The organism is Thermocrispum municipale DSM 44069 (genome assembly GCF_000427825.1).
GTDB lineage: Bacteria > Actinomycetota > Actinomycetes > Mycobacteriales > Pseudonocardiaceae > Thermocrispum > Thermocrispum municipale.
The window spans coordinates 16,687-32,247 of sequence record NZ_ATYT01000009.1 but is presented as its reverse complement, the minus strand read 5'-3'; the positions used below and the strand labels follow the sequence as shown (position 1 = coordinate 32,247).

Annotated in this window: 16 protein-coding genes and 1 pseudogene; 12 read left to right on the top strand and 5 right to left on the bottom strand. The window is 68.2% G+C overall.

Annotation, left to right across the window (positions count from 1 at the left end):
* Positions 1-27 precede the first annotated feature (27 nt).
* On the top strand, positions 28-840 hold the full coding sequence (locus YWM_RS23190; protein ID WP_052344779.1) for an enoyl-CoA hydratase/isomerase family protein: 813 nt from the start codon (positions 28-30) through the stop codon (positions 838-840).
* A complete protein-coding gene (locus YWM_RS0110965) occupies positions 840-2,018 on the top strand; it encodes an acyl-CoA dehydrogenase family protein (RefSeq protein ID WP_043660647.1) in 1,179 nt (392 codons plus the stop codon). The genes YWM_RS23190 and YWM_RS0110965 overlap by 1 nt, the downstream gene beginning before the upstream one ends.
* Before the next feature lie 197 nt (positions 2,019-2,215).
* On the opposite strand, the gene YWM_RS23185 is transcribed toward YWM_RS0110965, so the two are convergent.
* From YWM_RS23185 to YWM_RS0110950, 3 genes are all read right to left on the bottom strand, one after another.
* Entirely contained in the window at positions 2,216-2,749 is a 534-nt protein-coding gene (locus YWM_RS23185; RefSeq protein ID WP_052344778.1) for a MarR family winged helix-turn-helix transcriptional regulator, read from the bottom strand.
* Positions 2,750-2,933: 184 nt separating this feature from the next.
* Entirely contained in the window at positions 2,934-3,239 is a 306-nt protein-coding gene (locus YWM_RS0110955) for a hypothetical protein (RefSeq protein WP_028850760.1), read from the bottom strand.
* A gap of 245 nt (positions 3,240-3,484) precedes the next feature.
* Entirely contained in the window at positions 3,485-3,814 is a 330-nt protein-coding gene (locus YWM_RS0110950; RefSeq protein WP_028850759.1) for a hypothetical protein, read from the bottom strand.
* 619 nt (positions 3,815-4,433) lie between these two features.
* On the opposite strand from YWM_RS0110950, the gene YWM_RS25670 reads away from it, so the two are divergent.
* Genes YWM_RS25670 through YWM_RS0110930 form a run of 3 tightly spaced genes read left to right on the top strand, consistent with a single transcriptional unit; the run spans position 4,434 to position 7,173 of the window.
* Positions 4,434-5,378 carry a peptidase inhibitor family I36 protein gene (locus YWM_RS25670; protein ID WP_084612325.1) on the top strand — a complete coding sequence of 315 codons (945 nt, stop codon included), beginning with the start codon at positions 4,434-4,436 and terminating at the stop codon, positions 5,376-5,378.
* Positions 5,379-5,386: 8 nt separating this feature from the next.
* Positions 5,387-6,235, top strand: a complete 849-nt coding sequence (locus YWM_RS0110935; protein WP_028850758.1) for a peptidoglycan-binding domain-containing protein — start codon at positions 5,387-5,389, stop codon at positions 6,233-6,235.
* A 50-nt stretch (positions 6,236-6,285) separates the two neighbouring features.
* Positions 6,286-7,173 (top strand): peptidoglycan DD-metalloendopeptidase family protein, encoded by an 888-nt coding sequence (locus YWM_RS0110930; RefSeq protein WP_028850757.1) that lies wholly within the window; start codon positions 6,286-6,288, stop codon positions 7,171-7,173.
* A gap of 74 nt (positions 7,174-7,247) precedes the next feature.
* Here YWM_RS0110930 and YWM_RS0110925 read toward each other — a convergent pair whose 3' ends face one another.
* Positions 7,248-8,171, bottom strand: coding sequence for a Rossmann-fold NAD(P)-binding domain-containing protein (locus tag YWM_RS0110925; RefSeq protein WP_028850756.1), 924 nt, complete (start codon positions 8,169-8,171; stop codon positions 7,248-7,250).
* Between the two features lie 283 nt (positions 8,172-8,454).
* On the opposite strand from YWM_RS0110925, the pseudogene YWM_RS27240 reads away from it, so the two are divergent.
* Together YWM_RS27240 and YWM_RS27235 are read left to right on the top strand one after the other, a co-directional pair.
* A pseudogene (locus YWM_RS27240) lies at positions 8,455-9,306 on the top strand (iron-containing alcohol dehydrogenase family protein); the annotation flags it as partial.
* Positions 9,194-9,697: a dehydroquinate synthase/iron-containing alcohol dehydrogenase family protein gene (locus YWM_RS27235; protein ID WP_156914743.1), complete on the top strand. Its 504-nt coding sequence runs from the start codon at positions 9,194-9,196 to the stop codon at positions 9,695-9,697. The pseudogene YWM_RS27240 and the gene YWM_RS27235, both read left to right, overlap by 113 nt.
* Positions 9,698-9,860: 163 nt before the next feature.
* Here the strand turns inward: YWM_RS27235 and YWM_RS23170 are convergent, their stop codons facing one another.
* On the bottom strand, positions 9,861-10,382 hold the full coding sequence (locus YWM_RS23170) for a MarR family winged helix-turn-helix transcriptional regulator (protein ID WP_052344777.1): 522 nt from the start codon (positions 10,380-10,382) through the stop codon (positions 9,861-9,863).
* A gap of 178 nt (positions 10,383-10,560) precedes the next feature.
* Between YWM_RS23170 and YWM_RS0110900 the strand changes: the two genes are divergently transcribed.
* The 5 genes from YWM_RS0110900 to YWM_RS0110880 all read left to right on the top strand — a co-directional run bounded on the left by YWM_RS0110900 (position 10,561) and on the right by YWM_RS0110880 (position 15,534).
* On the top strand, positions 10,561-12,639 hold the full coding sequence (locus YWM_RS0110900; protein ID WP_028850753.1) for an acetate--CoA ligase family protein: 2,079 nt from the start codon (positions 10,561-10,563) through the stop codon (positions 12,637-12,639).
* A complete protein-coding gene (locus YWM_RS0110895) occupies positions 12,636-13,463 on the top strand; it encodes a citryl-CoA lyase (RefSeq protein WP_052344776.1) in 828 nt (275 codons plus the stop codon). Before YWM_RS0110900 ends, YWM_RS0110895 begins: the two co-directional genes overlap by 4 nt.
* A complete protein-coding gene (locus YWM_RS25200) occupies positions 13,456-14,301 on the top strand; it encodes a MaoC/PaaZ C-terminal domain-containing protein (protein WP_052344775.1) in 846 nt (281 codons plus the stop codon). Before YWM_RS0110895 ends, YWM_RS25200 begins: the two co-directional genes overlap by 8 nt.
* 426 nt (positions 14,302-14,727) lie before the next feature.
* Complete coding sequence (locus tag YWM_RS23160) at positions 14,728-15,141, top strand: ATP-binding cassette domain-containing protein (protein ID WP_052344774.1); 414 nt, start codon at positions 14,728-14,730, stop codon at positions 15,139-15,141.
* Positions 15,142-15,222: 81 nt separating this feature from the next.
* The gene (locus YWM_RS0110880; RefSeq protein WP_028850751.1) at positions 15,223-15,534 is read left to right on the top strand and encodes an aldehyde dehydrogenase family protein; all 312 of its coding nucleotides are present in this window, start codon (positions 15,223-15,225) and stop codon (positions 15,532-15,534) included.
* Positions 15,535-15,561 lie beyond the last annotated feature (27 nt).

Sequence of the window (15,561 nt, the reverse complement as noted above, 5' to 3'; positions counted from 1 at the left end):
GAAAAACCTACTGTCAGGGTAATAAGCATGACGAGCGACGGTCGAGCCACCACGCTGCGGACGTACCGCGACGCCGGGACCTTGTGGTTGACGTTGGACGGCGAGCGCGTGCGCAACGCGGTGGACGACGACGTGTACCGCGCTATGGCGCACGAGCTGCAGCAGGCGGAGCGGGACAGCACGATTCGTGCGGTCGCGCTGACCGGAAGCGGGACGGCGTTCTGCGCGGGCATGAACCTGAACGCGATGGTGAGCACCTCCGCGGACCCGGTGACGGCACGGCAGCAGGTGCTGCTCGGGGCGCGGGTGCTGCAGCAGTTGCGTGACCTCGTCAAGCCGACCGTGGCGGTGGTCAACGGTGTCGCCGCAGGTGCCGGTCTGGGGTTGGTGGCCGCCTGCGATGTCGCGGTCGCCGTGGAAAGCGCCGTGTTCGCCGTTCCGGAGGTGCGAGTCGGCTTGATCGCCGGCGTGGTCGCACCACTGTTGATCGAAGCGGTCGGCTACCGGACGGCGAAGCGGTTGCTGCTGGTGGGCGATCGGATCGACGCCGAGACCGCGCTCCGGTTCGGGTTGGTGCACGCCATCGCCACCGATCGCACTGACGCCGTCCGAGTCGCCGAGAACTACCTCGCGCAGCTGCACCTCGGCGGCCCGCGGGCCTTGGCGGAGACGAAACGCTTCCTGGCCGCCACGCGCGGGGCCGTGATGTCCGAGGCCGATCTGCCGTCGATCGCCTCCCGGGTCGTGGACGTCCGCAGCTCGCCCGAGGCGATCGCGGCGATGCAAGCACGGCTGGCCAAACAGCCGATCCAGTGGGAACTAGTCCGGCAGGAGAGTTGATGACGACGACAGTGACGAGCGGGCAGACCACCGATGTCCGGACTCGTATGGAGGAGACCAGGGCGTTCGTCCGGGGCCTGATGGAGAAGAAGGTCAAGCCCGAGTGGCTGCGGACGATGGACGCCGAGGGGCGGACGCCGGACGAGATCGTCGAGGTGTTCGCCGAGCACGGCCTGCTGGGTCTGACCGTGCCCGGCGATTTCGGCGGCGCCGGGCTGGGGCTGGCGGAGTACTGCGCTGCGCAGGAGGCGGTGTCCCGCAGTCATCCGGTGCTGTCGATCCTGTTGTCGTCGACCGGCGGCCTGGCGCCGACGGCCATCAACCGGTTCGGCACGCCGGAGCAGAAGGAGAAGTACCTGCCACCGCTGACGACCGGCCAGTCGCGCACCTCGTTCGCGCTGACCGAGGCGGAAGCGGGCTCGGACGCGGCGGCCATCACCACGCGGGCGGAGCGCACCGCGGACGGCTGGCGGATCAACGGCAGCAAGCAGTTCATCTCCGGCGCCGAGTCCGCGGACCTGTTCCTGGTGATCGCGTCGACCGACCCGGCGAAGCGGGGTCGCGGGCTGTCCGCGTTCTTGGTCGGCCGGGACACGCCGGGCTTTCAAGTGACCCGGATCGACCACGCATTCGGCTCGCCCGCGTGGACGCTCGCGGAGTTGCGGTTCGACGACTGCGTCGTGCCTCAGGAGAGCCTGCTCGGTGAGCTCGGTCAGGGGTTGAAGGTGGCGCTGTCGTCGCTCAACGAAGGACGACTGAGCGTGGCGAGCATTTGCCTGGGCGGGGCGAGCTACCTGGTGGAAGCGGCCGCTGAGCACGCCAAGGCGCGCACCACGTTCGGAGCGCCGCTGGCCAGCAGGCAGGCGATTCGCTTCATGCTGGCCGACTCGGTCACCGAGATCGCCGCGGCGCGGGCGCTGATCCGGGCGACCATCGAGGACATCGAGCACGGTGCGCAGGCACCGGCCAATGCCAGCGCGGCGAAACTGTTCAGCAGTGAGATGGCCGGGCGCGTGGCCGACCGCGCGGTGCAGATCTTCGGCGCCAACGGGGTCACGTCGGACTCGGTGATCGGGCGGATCTTCCGCGACCTGCGGGTGTTCCGGATCGGGGAGGGCGCCTCGGAGGTGCAGCGCATGGTGATCGCCAAGGAGCTGCTCGGCAAAGAGGTCGCCTGACGCCGGGTGAGGTAGGACGTCTCGCGCGGCACCGGCGGGCCGGCCGGCTCAGCCCGCCTCGCGCGGCACCGGCCGGCCGGCCACGGCGATGAGCCGCGGCCAGGAAGGCAAGCCCGCGTCGCTGAGGACACCCGCCGGCACGTAGCCGAGCTGCCACGGCGGGTTCAGCCCGTGCGTGCCGCCCTCGGCCGGAGCGGTTACGAACCGTTCGAGTTCGCGGACGCGTTCGTCTCCCGCGCTCCGGCTGCGCGCGTACGCTCCGCTTTCTCCATCGCGATGGCGATCGTGGCGAGCTTCTCCAGTGCCGCGTCCAGGTGCTGGATCTCCTCGCGCGACAGCACCGACAGGAATGCCGCATTCCGGGCGCGGGCCGCCGAGATCAACCCTTCGTAGGTGGCCCGGCCCTGCTCGGTCAACGCGATCGGCGAGCTGTTGCCGGGGCCGGACGAGCGCGTGACGAAACCGCGGTCGACCAGCTTGGAGACCACCCGGCTCATCTGCGCCGGGTCGATGTTGGCCATCTTCGCGATGCGGTTGAGGGTGTTGGCCTTGCCCGCCGCCACCAGCGCGAGCGCGCGCCACTCGCCGAGGCTGACGTCGAACTCGCGACGAAACTGCAACGCGGCCCCACGCTCGAACGCGCTCGCGACCCGGTGCAGCCGGTACGACAACAGGTCGGTGATGACCAAGTCCTTGGCATTCGTGGTGCGCGCGGGTGCCGAACCCTCCATGTACCGCCGTCCTCGCAAGTGTCGATCTGGTCGATGTCGCCGCGAGTCAGTCAAGCATCAGGCGCCAAGGCCGGCAAGCACGGCTCTTGACATGCTCAAATGCGGCGCACGTCGTTCGTGGGGGCGAGACATGCCGACGTCGCAAGTCTCGCCCCCACCAGGCAACCACAGACAAAGTTCGGAGCTAAAGGGCAACGGACTCCCGGCCGGCGAAGCGTCGACGGCCCGCACTCACACAGCCGGCCAAGGAACCCACCGTGCCGATACTGCCGACGACGATCATGAACCAGGCTTGTCGTTCGTTGGCCGCAGCCTGCTCGTCGAAGTCGTTGACGGAGGACGAGCGGCGCGTGGAGGTGAAGCAGGTGTCCCCTTCGTGCATCACTTCGCCACCGCACGTCACGGCTTCGTCGGTGAGCATCGCGATGCCGTAGACGGTGATGAGGCCGGCCACGATCGCCCCGGCGAACCACTTGATCACGGACCACATCGGGCTTCTCCAGTCACTTGTCGGGGATGACGTCGACGCAGACCCGAGGCCGGCCCGGGAGGTTGGGGGGAGTGGACCGAAATCCTCGGGACTTCTTCGGCGGACTCGCTTGCGGGCGGTAGCGACCCGGATACGACCCTGCGGTTGTCGTGAACCCGCAGTGCGAAAGAGGCGATCTCGTTCGAACTCAGCGATAGTGGCGACGCCGAATGGCAAAGGAATCTGCGTTCCGATGCTTGTCCGAGCTAGCGAGCCGCGGATTTCTTCCGGTTCCGCGGCAGTGGTTCGTTCAGGTTCTGCGGCGGTGGTCCGTTCAGGATCTCGCGGAGGTTGCCGACCACGACCATGCCACCGAGCCCGATCATCAAGCAAGCCTGGAGTACGTTGAAGGCGGCTTGCTCCTGCACATTGTTGACCAGTTCTGGTCCTTTGGGCATCGATTGGCGACAGATCGCGTCTTCCGTCATCACTTCGCCGTGGCACGTCACGACTCCGTCGGTCAGCAGGCTGATGCCGTAACCGATGAAACAGGCCGCCACGACGGCCATGGCGCCGCGCATGATCACGAACCGCATGAGGCCTCTCCTGCTCGCCGGGAATGACGCTCATCCGGACCCGGCGCTTGCCCGGAAAGGTTGGGGCGGCGGTGCGGAATCGTCAGAAAACGCTCGGATTGTCAAAGCCACGTGCACCCGAATGTGGGGTGACACAGGTTTGACATGCGCGACAAAAGACCTGGTCAGAGCGGGTTTGACAGGTCTTGACAGTCAACACTCGCGGTCAAGGCGGCTCTGACACTCGACAAATTCGCCACTCTGGCTTCGCACCGCAGTGGTGGGGGGTCAGGTTCCCTCGCGGCGGGCAGGAAAGCAAGACCGGGAAGTGGGAGGACCGATGCTCGTCAGAGCGCTTCCGGCGAGTGTGCCGCGGCGAGCGGTGACGTGCCGACCGCGGCATCTGCCGTGGCGGCGTACGAGCGTCCTTCCGGCCGCTTCGCGATCGGCTTCCCGCCCGCGACGAGGGGCCGAAACCGGCCGAGCGGCAGCAGCATTCGCCTCGGCAAATAGTTACCAGCGGCCACCGACGTCGGTCTAATCCGCGTGGAACCGCGGATTAGACCGAACAGTCCAACGCTGTCAACAACGGCCGGGGCAGCGCTGCGAACGAGAACTTCAGAAATTGAAGGGGATTGACATGAACAGGTTCCGAACAGTGCTCGCGGCGCTGCTCGCATTGGCCGCGGTCGCGGTCGGGATGACCGTTGCCTCGGTCGCCTCCGCGCCGCGCGCCGAAGCGGCGGGCCGTGACGGCAAATGCGACAAGGGCGAATTCTGTTACTTCTACAACAGCAACAACAAGGGTTCGATTTCCGACTTCACGGAATCGATCGACAACTATGGCACCAAGCAGCCGAGCTGCTACGAGTTCAAGGGCGCAGGCAACGGCAAGGGCCAGTGCATCAAGAACAACGCGGCGTCGGTGTGGAACCGCACCGGGCGGACCGTGTACGTGTACTACAACAGCAACTTCGGCGGTAAGGCGCAGAAGATCGCTCCCGGCTACAAGGGCCAGCTGACGACGGTCTACAACGAGAACGCCTCGCACCGCATCGTCAAGTCGAACTCCGACTGCAAGACCGACGGCACGCACAGCAAGCTGCCGACCTACATCCTGGTGTACCGGGTGAAGCTGAACCGGGTCGACCGGGTCAACTTCAAGGACTACGTCAAGAACGTCCTGCCGAACGAGTGGATCACGAGCTGGAAGCCCGCCTCGCTGCGGGCAGGCGCGATGGCCGTCAAGCACTTCGGTTGGTACTGGGCGCTGCACTCCACTCGCAAGACCAAGTCCGGTGAGTGCTTCGACGTCTACGACAACACCAACAGCCAGGTCTACAAGCCGAATTCGGCCGTCGCGGCCACCAACAAGGCCGTCAACGACACGTGGAACAAGCGGATGACCCGCGGCGGCAAGATCCTGCAGGCGCACTACTGCGCGACCACCACGGCGTGCGGCGCCTGGGTGGACGGTGACTGGATGTCCCAGCACGGCTCGCAGGACCAGGCCAAGCGCGGTTGGAACTACCAGCGAATTCTCAAGCACTGGTACAGCAACATGACGCTGAGCAACGTCAAGTGAGGGTGAGCATGTCCGCACAGATGCACCGGCGCCGGTTCATCGCCGGACTGGCAGGGGTCGCCGCGGCCACCGCGGCCGTGGCGGCCCTCCCCCAGACGGGCGTTGCCGCGGTGCCCAAGGTCAACATGGAGAAGCTGGTGCTGGCCGCCCAGCTCGACCCGGTCAAGGACAACACCGACGTCACGCCGGGCGCGGCCGAGAGCGTGCGGTTGGTCGAGCAGGCACTTCAGGCGGAAGGCCTGCTCGACACCGAGTACGTCGACGGCCACTTCGGCACCGTGACCAGGACGGCCTACAGCAAGTGGCAGAAGTCGCTCGGCTACACCGGGCTGGCCGCCAACGGCATGCCCGGCAAGGCCTCGCTGGCCGCCTTGGGCAAGGGCCGCTTCACCGTCACGCGGGTGATCGGCCCGGGGGCGCGCACGGAGTGGCAGGACTGGCCGTTCAACGCCCGGACGCTGGCCATGCTCAAGGAAGCTCAGCGGCTGTCCGGCGTGCGGTTCGTCGTCGAGCAGGGCTCGTACTCGCCGGGAGCCGACCCGACCTCGGCAGGCACCCACGACGGTGGCGGTGCGGTCGACCTGGACGCCGAGGAGTTGACCGCCAAGCAGCGGACCGCGGCCGTCCGGGCGCTGCGCAAGGTCGGTTTCGCCGCGTGGCTGCGCACGCCGTCGCAAGGCGACTGGCCGCTGCACATCCACGCGGTTGCGATCAACGACACGGACCTGGCGCGGCAGGCGCAGGAACAGGTCGGTGACTACTTCCTCGGCCGCAACGGGCTGGCCAACAACGGGCCGGACGACGGGCCCAAGGTCGCCAAGACCACCTGGGAGGAGTACCAGCGCGCACACCGCTGAGCACAAGACGTCGGCAACCACACGACACCCACGAGGGGAAAGGAAATCCGATGAACATCCGTGGAGACCGGAAGAGCCGCAGGCGGTCGGCAGCCGCTCTGGGAGCGTTCGCGGTAGCCGCCAGCGCCGTCACCATGACGCTCGTCGCGCAGCCGGCATCGGCCGCCGAGCGGGACGGCAAGTGTGACAAGGGCGAGTTCTGCTACTACTACAACTCCAACAACAAGGGTTCGATCTCCGACCACACCAAGTCGGTGCCGGACCTGGGCGCCAAGCAGCCGAGCTGCTACGAGTTCAAGGGCGCGGGCAACGGCAAGGGCAAGTGCGTCAAGAACAACGCCGCCTCGGTGTGGAACCGCACCGGCAAGACCGTGTGGGTGTTCTACAACAGCGGCTACGGCGGCGCCAGCCAGAAGATCAAGCCGGGCCAGAAGGTCAACCTGAACGCGACGCTGAAGAACGACAACGCCAGCCACCGCATCGGTGGTGGCGGCTCCGGCTCCAGCGGCTACTGGCTGCCGTTCCCATGCGGGGAGAAGTGGGAAGCGGGCACCCGCACCAACCACAACCCGCAGAACTCGGTGGACTTCAACCACTACCCGCAGGACCAGGGGTGGAAGGTGTACGCCTCGGCTCCGGGCACGGTGTCCAAGGTGGCCAACCTCGGTAACACCTCCTACGGTCGCTACATCGTCATCGACCACGGTGGCGGCAAGCAGACCCTGTACGCGCACCTGAGCGCGCAGAACGTCAAGGTCGGCCAGAAGGTCACCGAGAAGACGTTCATCGGCCGGGTCGGCAGCACCGGTGGTTCCACCGGCCCGCACCTGCACTACGAGCAGAAGGTGAACGGTAGCGCGGTCAAGGCCAAATTCAAGGACGGCAACCCGACCTATTGGGGCAAGACCACGCTGGCTCGCAAGACCCACTGCCCGTAAGCACACCCATCAGCAGGGGTGACAACAACAGGGGCGGACAGCACCACGCTGTCCGCCCCTGTTCTTCGTGTCGCCTAGCTCTTCCCGCCCAGCAGGTGCAGCAACAGCGCCGCCTGCGCCCACATCCGGTTCTCCGCCTGCTGGTAGATGATCGACCGCTCACTGTCCACCAGGTCCGCGGAGATCTCGTAGCCCGCGTGGATCGGCATGTCGTGCATGATCCACGGCTGGGCACCGCCCAGGTTCTCCCGGTTGAGCTGGAACGGCTGCATCAGCTCGACGCGCCGCCGCTTTTCCTCCTCGAACGCCGGGTCGGAGAAGAACTCCATGTCCACCCACGTGTCGGTGTAGACGAAGTCGGCTTCCGCCGCGGCCTCGGCCAGGCTGTCCCGGTGCTCGATCAGCCCGCTGTCCGCAACGCGCGCCTCGACGCCCGCGGCGACGGCCTGTTCGTTCGCCATCGGCGTGACCAGCAGCAGCCGGACCCCCAGCGCTGCGCAGCCTTCGATCAGGCTGTTCGCCACGTTGTTGTGCACGCCGACATAGCACAAGGTGCTGCCCTCGAGCTTGCCGTTGACTTCCGCGATGGTCAGGAAGTCGGCGAGCGCCTGCGACGGGTGGTGCTGGTCGTCGCAGCCGTTGATGACCGGGACCTGACTGTTGTCGGCCATGGTCTTGAGCGTGCGGTTGGACTTCACCCGCGCCATGATCACGTCGCAATTGCGCGACACGTACTGCGTCTCGTACTCGACCGAGGTGATGGCGTAGTTCGTCTTGTGCCACTCCAGCACGACCGAGTACCCGCCGAGGCGGGCGATGGCCGACTGATAGGACAGCGCGGTACGGGTCGAGGTCTTCTCGAACAGCAACAGCAGCCCGCGACGGTGCGCGGCCGACTCATACTGAGCAGGGTTTTCCTTGATCCGGCGCGCCAGCTGCAGGATCTCCCGCAGCTCGTCGGGGGCCAGGTCGCTCAACTTCAGTACGTGTCTCGGCATCTCATCCTCGCGGGGGCAGGGTGGGTCTTCCCGCGGCGCGGGTTCACCCACTTGCCGGTCGGTTCGGGCTTCGCGACGAGCGTATGACGACAAAACCGGCCACCGGACACCGGGCCGCACGGGGCAGCTTACCTGCCGGTAGACGACTTTACTTGACAGTAAGAAAACCTACTGTCAGGGTAGCTTGCGTGCCGGCGGTGACCGTGCGGGCAAGCGATCGCACGCTGTCGGCCGCGTCGTGAAGCGGGTCTTGCCGTCGACCGTGATCACCTGGAGTTGAGCCATGCCCGACATGACCTGGCTGAATCCGAAGAGCACCAGCACGTTCCGGACTCCCGGAAAGCTCGTCATGGGCCGCGGGGCGGTGCGTGAGGTTCCCGCGTTGCTGCGTGACGAACTGCGGGTCGCCGATGGCGCGACGGTGTTCCTGCTGACCGATCGCATCGTCGGTGAGCTGGCGGAGTTCGGCGAGCTGCGCAGCGCGGTCGCGGCCGCCGGTTACGACGTGGTGTTCGGTGCGGTGTCCGGGCCCGAGCCGGATTCGGTCGAGGTCGACCGTCTGGTGGCGATCGCGCGCTCGGCGAGCGCGGACGTCGTGGTCGGGGTCGGCGGCGGTTCGGTCCTCGACGCGGCCAAGTTGATCGCGTTCCTGACGCGCAACACCGGCAGCTCCGCCGACGCGGTCGGACCCACCACGTGGCCGGTCGCACGACCGCCGCTGGTGTTGATCCCCACCACGTGCGGCACCGGGTCGGAGGTCACCCCGTATGCCATGGTGACCGTGGACGGGCACAAACGAGCGTCCGCCAGCCCGGAGTACGTTCCGGACGCCGCGGTGCTGGATCCGTCGCTGCTCGATTTCCTGCCGCCTGCGGTGCTTGCGGAGACCGGCATGGATGCGTTGTCGCACGCGACCGAGTCGCTGCTGTCCACGCTGCGATCGCCGATGTCGGACCTGTGTGCGACCGCGGCGATCGGCATGGTCACCAGGTGGATCGAGCCCGCGGTGAACGGTGACCTCGATGCCAGGGCCACCATGCTGTGGGCGTCGCACCTGGCAGGCATGTCGCTCAACGCGGGCGTCATCATCGGCCACTCGCTCGCGTACTGCTTCGCCCACGAATCACCGACGCCGATGGCGCACGGCGTCTCGTGCGCGCTGGCACTGCCGTTGTGCCTGGCATACAACCGGAGCGCTGGCACTGCCGTTGTGCCTGGCATACAACCGGAGCGTCGATCCCGAGCGTGCGTCGCTGGTGGCCGGCACGATCACGAACCGTCCCGACGCCGGTCTGCTCGACGCCGCCGAGGTCATCCGCGGCCTGACCGAGCGGCTCGGCCTGCCGACGACGCTGGTCGACGCGGGAATCCCGGACGAGCGCTACGAGGAGATCGCGGCGACGTGCGTGAACGACTATCCGCGCCCGGGCAATCCGATCCCGATGGAACGCGACCGGGTGCTGCAGGTGTTGCGCACCATGGGGCACGGCGAGCTGGCCGCGGCGTTCACGGATCCGGCGGGCTGAGGACGGGGCCTAGGCGCACTGCCCGGGCCGTCCGGCCGCCCGGTGCGGTCGCCGTTGCGGCGCGCCGGCCGCCTGGTGCGGTCGCCGTTGCGGCGGGGAGCCGGGCGCGGTGTTCGCCGATCGCCGTGGTGTGTGCAGCTCCGCCCTGCTCAGCAGGGCTGTGTCACGACTCCGGCGGAGTGAGAACCGTCCGGGGTGCTGCGCGACTGCGTTCGGCGCGCTCCATGGCGATCGCTACGGTCGCCAGCTTCTCCAGCGCGTCGTCCACGTACCGCACCTGCTCGCGGGACAGTGCGGACAGGAATGCCGCGTTGCGTGCCCGGGCCGCGGCGATCAGCCCGTCGTAGGTGGCTTGCCCTTCCTCGGTGAGTGCGATCACCGAGCTGTTGCCCGGGCCGGACGAGCGCGTCACCAGCCCGCGCTCGGCGAGCTTGGCCACCACCCGGCTCATCTGCGCCGGGTCGATACCCGCCAGCTTGGCGATCCGGTTCAGGGTGTTGGCCCGCCCGCCGCCCACCAGCGCGAGCGCGCGCCACTCGCCGATGCTGACGTCGAACTCGCGACGGAACGCCAGCGCGGCACCTCTGGCGAACGCGCTGGCCACCCGGTGCAGCCGGTACGACAGCAGCTCGGTGATGACCAAGTCCTCAGAGTCGGCACCGCGGCCGTTCGCCTGTTCCGCCATGATTCGCCGTCCTCTGCGCACTTGATCTGCTGGTCTTGAAGTAGTTCAGTGAATCACCGCGCCGGGGTGCCGCAACACCAAGTCTTGACAATAACAACACCTGTGGCGAATACTTCCCATCACCGCCGCCCCGCTGCTTCAGCGGCTGGCGGCATCTGGGAGCAGGAACGGAGTTCGCATGCAGTCCAGCCGGTACACCTCGGTTCGCTCGCTGCTCGACCCCGCCAGCATCGCGGTGGTTGGTGCATCCGACAACCCGGAACGCATCGGCGGCCGTCCGCTGCGCATCCTCGCCGAGCGTGGCTTCACCGGCCCGGTCTACCCGGTCAACCCCAAGTACCGGACCGTCCAGGGCGCGACCGCTTACCCGGACATCGCCTCGTTGCCCGACGGTGTCGAGATGTACGTGATCGCGGTGGCTGCGCAAGCGGCGGTCGACGCCCTCGAGCAGGCGGCCGAGCGTGGCGCGAAAGCCGCCGTGGTGTTCGCGGGCGGCTTCGCCGAGACAGGCGAGGAGGGCGCCCGGCTCCAGCGGCGCATGCGCGACATCGCCCGTGACGCGGGCATGGCGCTGGTCGGTCCGAACAGCCTGGGCGTCGCCTCGTTCGCCAATCGCGCCTACGGGACGTTCGCCACGACGTTGGCGACCATGCCGCCGATCGAGGCCGGATCCATCGCGCTGGTCTCGCAAAGCGGCGGTACCGCGTTCAACCTGCTCACCGAGGCGTACTGGACGGGCGCCCGGTTCTCGCACATCATCGCCACCGGCAACGAAGCAGGCACGACGTTCCCGGACTACCTGCGGTACCTGGCCACGGACGACGCGACGTCGGCGGTCATCGGCTACATGGAAGGCATTGCCGACGGCTCGGACATGGCCGAGGCGCTCGCCGCGCTGCAGGACGCGGGCAAACCGGTGTTCATGCTCAAGGTCGGCGCCTCCGAGCGGGGCAGTCGTTCGGTTGCCTCGCACACCGCTCAGTTCTCCGGTGACGACAGTGCTTTCGACGCGTTGTTCGACCGCTTCGGCGTCGTCCGGATCGACACCATGGACGACGTCGTGGACGTCGCCCGCGCGCTCACGCTGAACACGCCCGCGGAGGGCATCGCGGTGGCGACGAACTCGGGCGGTTCGGCCGTCTACCAGTCGGACATGTGTGAGCGGCACGGCGTGCTGCTGGCCGACCTGCCCGAGGAGACGACCAAGGCGCTGGCCGAGCGGTTGCCGTCGTTCGCCGGCCTGGTCAACCCGGTCGACTTCACGCCGCAGGTGCTGACCGACCACGAGCTGCTGGGCGACACCGTGCGGATCCTCGACGCCAGCGAGGCCGTGGACACGCTGTTGGTGTTCCTCGGCAGCATGGGTGACATCAGCCCCCAGCTGACCTCGATCCTCGCGCGGACCAGCAAAGAGCTCCGCAAACCGCTCGTGCTGTCGTGGCTGGGCGTGAGCGACCGGGTTCGCGTGGCGGCCGCCGAAGCGGGGCTCGTCGTCGCCGCGGATCCGGCGCGAGTGCTACGGGGTCTCGGGCTGGCCAGGAAGGGGCGGCGGACCATCACCGAGGCCCCCGGTTTCGGTCCTCCCCCGGAGCAGGTCGACGCCGCGGCGCTGGAGATCCCCGCGGGAGCAGGGCTCGGCGAGGAGACGACGATGGCCCTGCTGGACCAGCTCGGCCTCCCCACCCCGCGGCGCGCCTCGGTGACCAGTCGCGACGAAGCGGTTTCCGCTGCCGAGCAGGTCGGCTATCCGTGCGTGCTGAAGCTCGTGGAGCCGTTCATGGCACATCGCGCCAAGGTCGGTGCGGTCGTCACCGGTCTGGCGGACCAGGCACAACTGGAAGCCGCCTACGACAAGATGGTCAGCGAGTTCGGGATGACCAGGGCGCTGGTCGTCGAGCAGGTGCCGCCCGGCGCCGAGCTGATCGTGGGCGTGCTGTCCGATCGCACCTTCGGCACGCGAGCCGTCATCGGTGCGGGCGGGGTGTGGGCCAACGAGGTGGACGACGCTCGCACGCTCGTCCCGCCGTTCGGCGCCGCCTACGTCGAGCACGAACTACGCCGCCTCAAGCTCGCCGCGCGACTGGCCGAGACGGCGGACCTCCGCACCGTCGCCGTCGCCACCGCCAAGGTGCTCACCGCGCTGGACGCCGCGATCCGGCGGGGCGGGATCCGAGAAATCGAATGTAACCCGGTGCGGGTCGGCCCCGACGGTTTCGTGGTGCTCGACGCGCTGGCCTTCGGTGAGGACAAGCCATGAACGAACAACGCAACTCGTCCACGCGCACCGGCCGCCCCGACGGGCAGCCGCTGCAGCTGTCCACGTCGATCGGCCACGCCAACGCCCAGCGGGTGCACCTGCGCGGGCGCGACCTGGTGGACGACCTGCTCGGCCACCTCACCTACACCCAGGCCCTGCTGCTGGCCATCACCGGCGAGCTACCCGGCGACAAGGAAGTCGCCGCGGTGGACGCCGTGTTGGTCAGCCTGATCGACCACGGCATGCAGCCGAGCGCGCTGGCGGCGCGGATGACCTACCACGCGGCGCCGGACGCGATCCAGGGCGCGGTGGCCGCAGGCCTGCTCGGCGCGGGTAGCGAACTGCTGGGCTCGATGGAGCAGGCGGGCAAGATGCTGCACGAGGTCGCCGAAGTCGTCGCCGACGGAGCGACGGCGAACGAGGCGGCGCGCACCGTGGTGAACCGCATCCTCGCCGCGGGCAAGAAGATCCCGGGTTTCGGCCACAACCTGCACCGCGCGGGCGATCCGCGGGCCTCGAGGCTGCTGCGGGTCGCCGACGAGCTGGGTGTCGCGGGCACCGAGACGGCCTGGCTGAAGGAGGTCGGCGCGGTGGCCAAGGAGGTGACCGGGCGCGACCTGATGGTCAACGCCACCGGGGCCTCGGCGGCGATCCTGCTGGCCGTCGGCGTGCCGTGGCAGTTGCATCGCGGGTTGGCCATGATCAGCCGCGCGGCCGGGTTGGTCGCGCACATCGGCGAAGAGATGGCGCACCCGATCACCCCGGAGGTGCGGCGGGCGCTGCGTCAGGCGAGCTGGCTCGACGAGGGAGAGTCCGATGAGTGATCCGGCAGCGGTGATCGGCAACAGCATCGGCTGGGAGCCGTTCGAGTGTGCCCAGTGGCGCGTGGAGCGCGTGCTGGACGCATCCGGGCTCACCGCGAAGCACTATCGGCTCGACGGCCCGGACGGCCCGGAGGGTGCGCTCGTTCCGCCGTCCTTCCTCAGCGCGCAATACGTGGACGCGTTCGCGCTCGGCATTCCGGACGCCCCCGCGCGGCTCAACGGCGGCAACAGCGTGCAGTGGTTGGCCGACGTGCACGTCGGCGACCGGCTGGAGCGTCGCTCCGAGGTGACCGACGTGAAGGTGAAGGAGGGCAGGACCGGGCGGTTGCAGGTCTACACGGTCGAGACCGTCTACCGCCGGGTCGACACCCACGAAGAGGTGGCGCGGCTGGGCTACACGCCGATTCGGCGCTATCCGCTCGAGGGCGCCGGCTCCTCGTCCGGTGGTGGATCGTCCGCGGGCGTCCCGGAAGGCGCGAAGCAGGTGTTCACCACCAGGGCCACCCCGCGACAGACGGTGCGCTACGCGGTCGCGACCGAGGACCTCTACGAGGCGCACTACGACCTGGAGTTCGCCAAGGCCAGCGGCTTGCCCGGCACGATCGTGCACGGCCTGCTGAAGATGGCCTGGCTCGCCAGGGGCGCGCTGGAGTTCGCAGGCGAAGGCGCCACGGTGCGCGAGTTGTCGGTGTCGTACCGCGGGATGGACCTCGTCGGCGAGGACGTGACGGTCTGGGCCGAGCCCGACCCGGACGCGGAAACCGACGGTGCGCTGCGGCTTTACACCACCTCGGCGGGCGGACAGCTCACCACGGTCGGCAGCGGAGTGGTCGCGTAGCGCATCAGGTATTGATTTTCTCAACACCCCGAGCCACAATTTGCGCTTATCGGCAGGGGAGTGTGGTGATGACCACAAACGGAGCCAACGGCGCCTTCCACGTGCTTCGCACGCTGTCGGCGCGTGCGATCGGCAGTCGCGCGGTGCCCGACAGTGGCAAGCGCCGTGGTGGCCCATCCGTTGACATTGCCTACACCTCAGCCGCTGTCAGCAACGCGGGCGCTCCCGGCGCGCCGAGGTCGGAACCGACCCGGAGTCCGGCCGCGCCCGGGACGACAAGTCGACGTCGCACGGCCCGTTCGGGCGGATCACGCAGGGAGATCGAGCTGGCTGACAAAGACTGACCGTTTCTGGCTTGGTGCGCGTCCGCTCACGTCCGAAGCCAGGCGGCCAGACCACAACGGAGGGTTCACCGAAGGAGGTCTGATGCCGCGACCAGCCACCGGACGTAGCCGCCGCGCCGCGAGCATCGCCGCGGTCGCCGCACTCGCCATCACGTTGCCCGCCTGCTCTCTCAACTCCGGCATGTCCGGTGGTCAGCGGCAGATGCTGGCGGTCGGCCGGGGGCTGATGGCCGGCTGCGAGATCTTGCTGCTGGACGAACCGACCGCGGGCCTGTCGCCCAAGTTGATCAGCGAGCTGTGCACCGCCATCCGGGAGATGAACGACCGGGGTTTCACGGTGCTGCTGGTGGAGCAGAACGTCTCGGTGGTGGAGCGGACGTGTGAGCGGGCCTATGTGCTCAACGGCGGCGAGATCGTCTGGGAAGGCCCGATGAGCTCGATCGACCGGGAACGGATCGGCGACCTGTACGCGGGTGTGCGACCACCTGACGGGTAGGCGCCGACGGATCCAGGCGACGATGCCGACCAACGGCGGCTACTGGCAGAAACCGATGCTGCTGGCGGGGCCTCGCCGGACATGCGCGTGATGCGGGAGGAAGTGTTCGGCCCGATCCTTCCGGTGGTCGCCGTCGACACGCTCGACCAGGCGCTCGAACTGGCCAACGACACCGACCGAGGGCTGACCGCGTTCGTGTTCTCGCAGAGCTACCCGGTGATCAACGAGGTGAACCGGCGGATCAAGTCGGGGGCGCTGTACGTCAACCGCACACACGGCTCGGCGGTGCAGGCGTTCCACTCCGGGCGCCGGCAGTCCGGGGTCGGTGGCGAGGACGGGATGCACGGGTTGCTCGAGTACACGCAGATTCGCACCACGTACATGAAGTTCTGATCGGGTGCGGCGGGCCGCAGTGCTCTG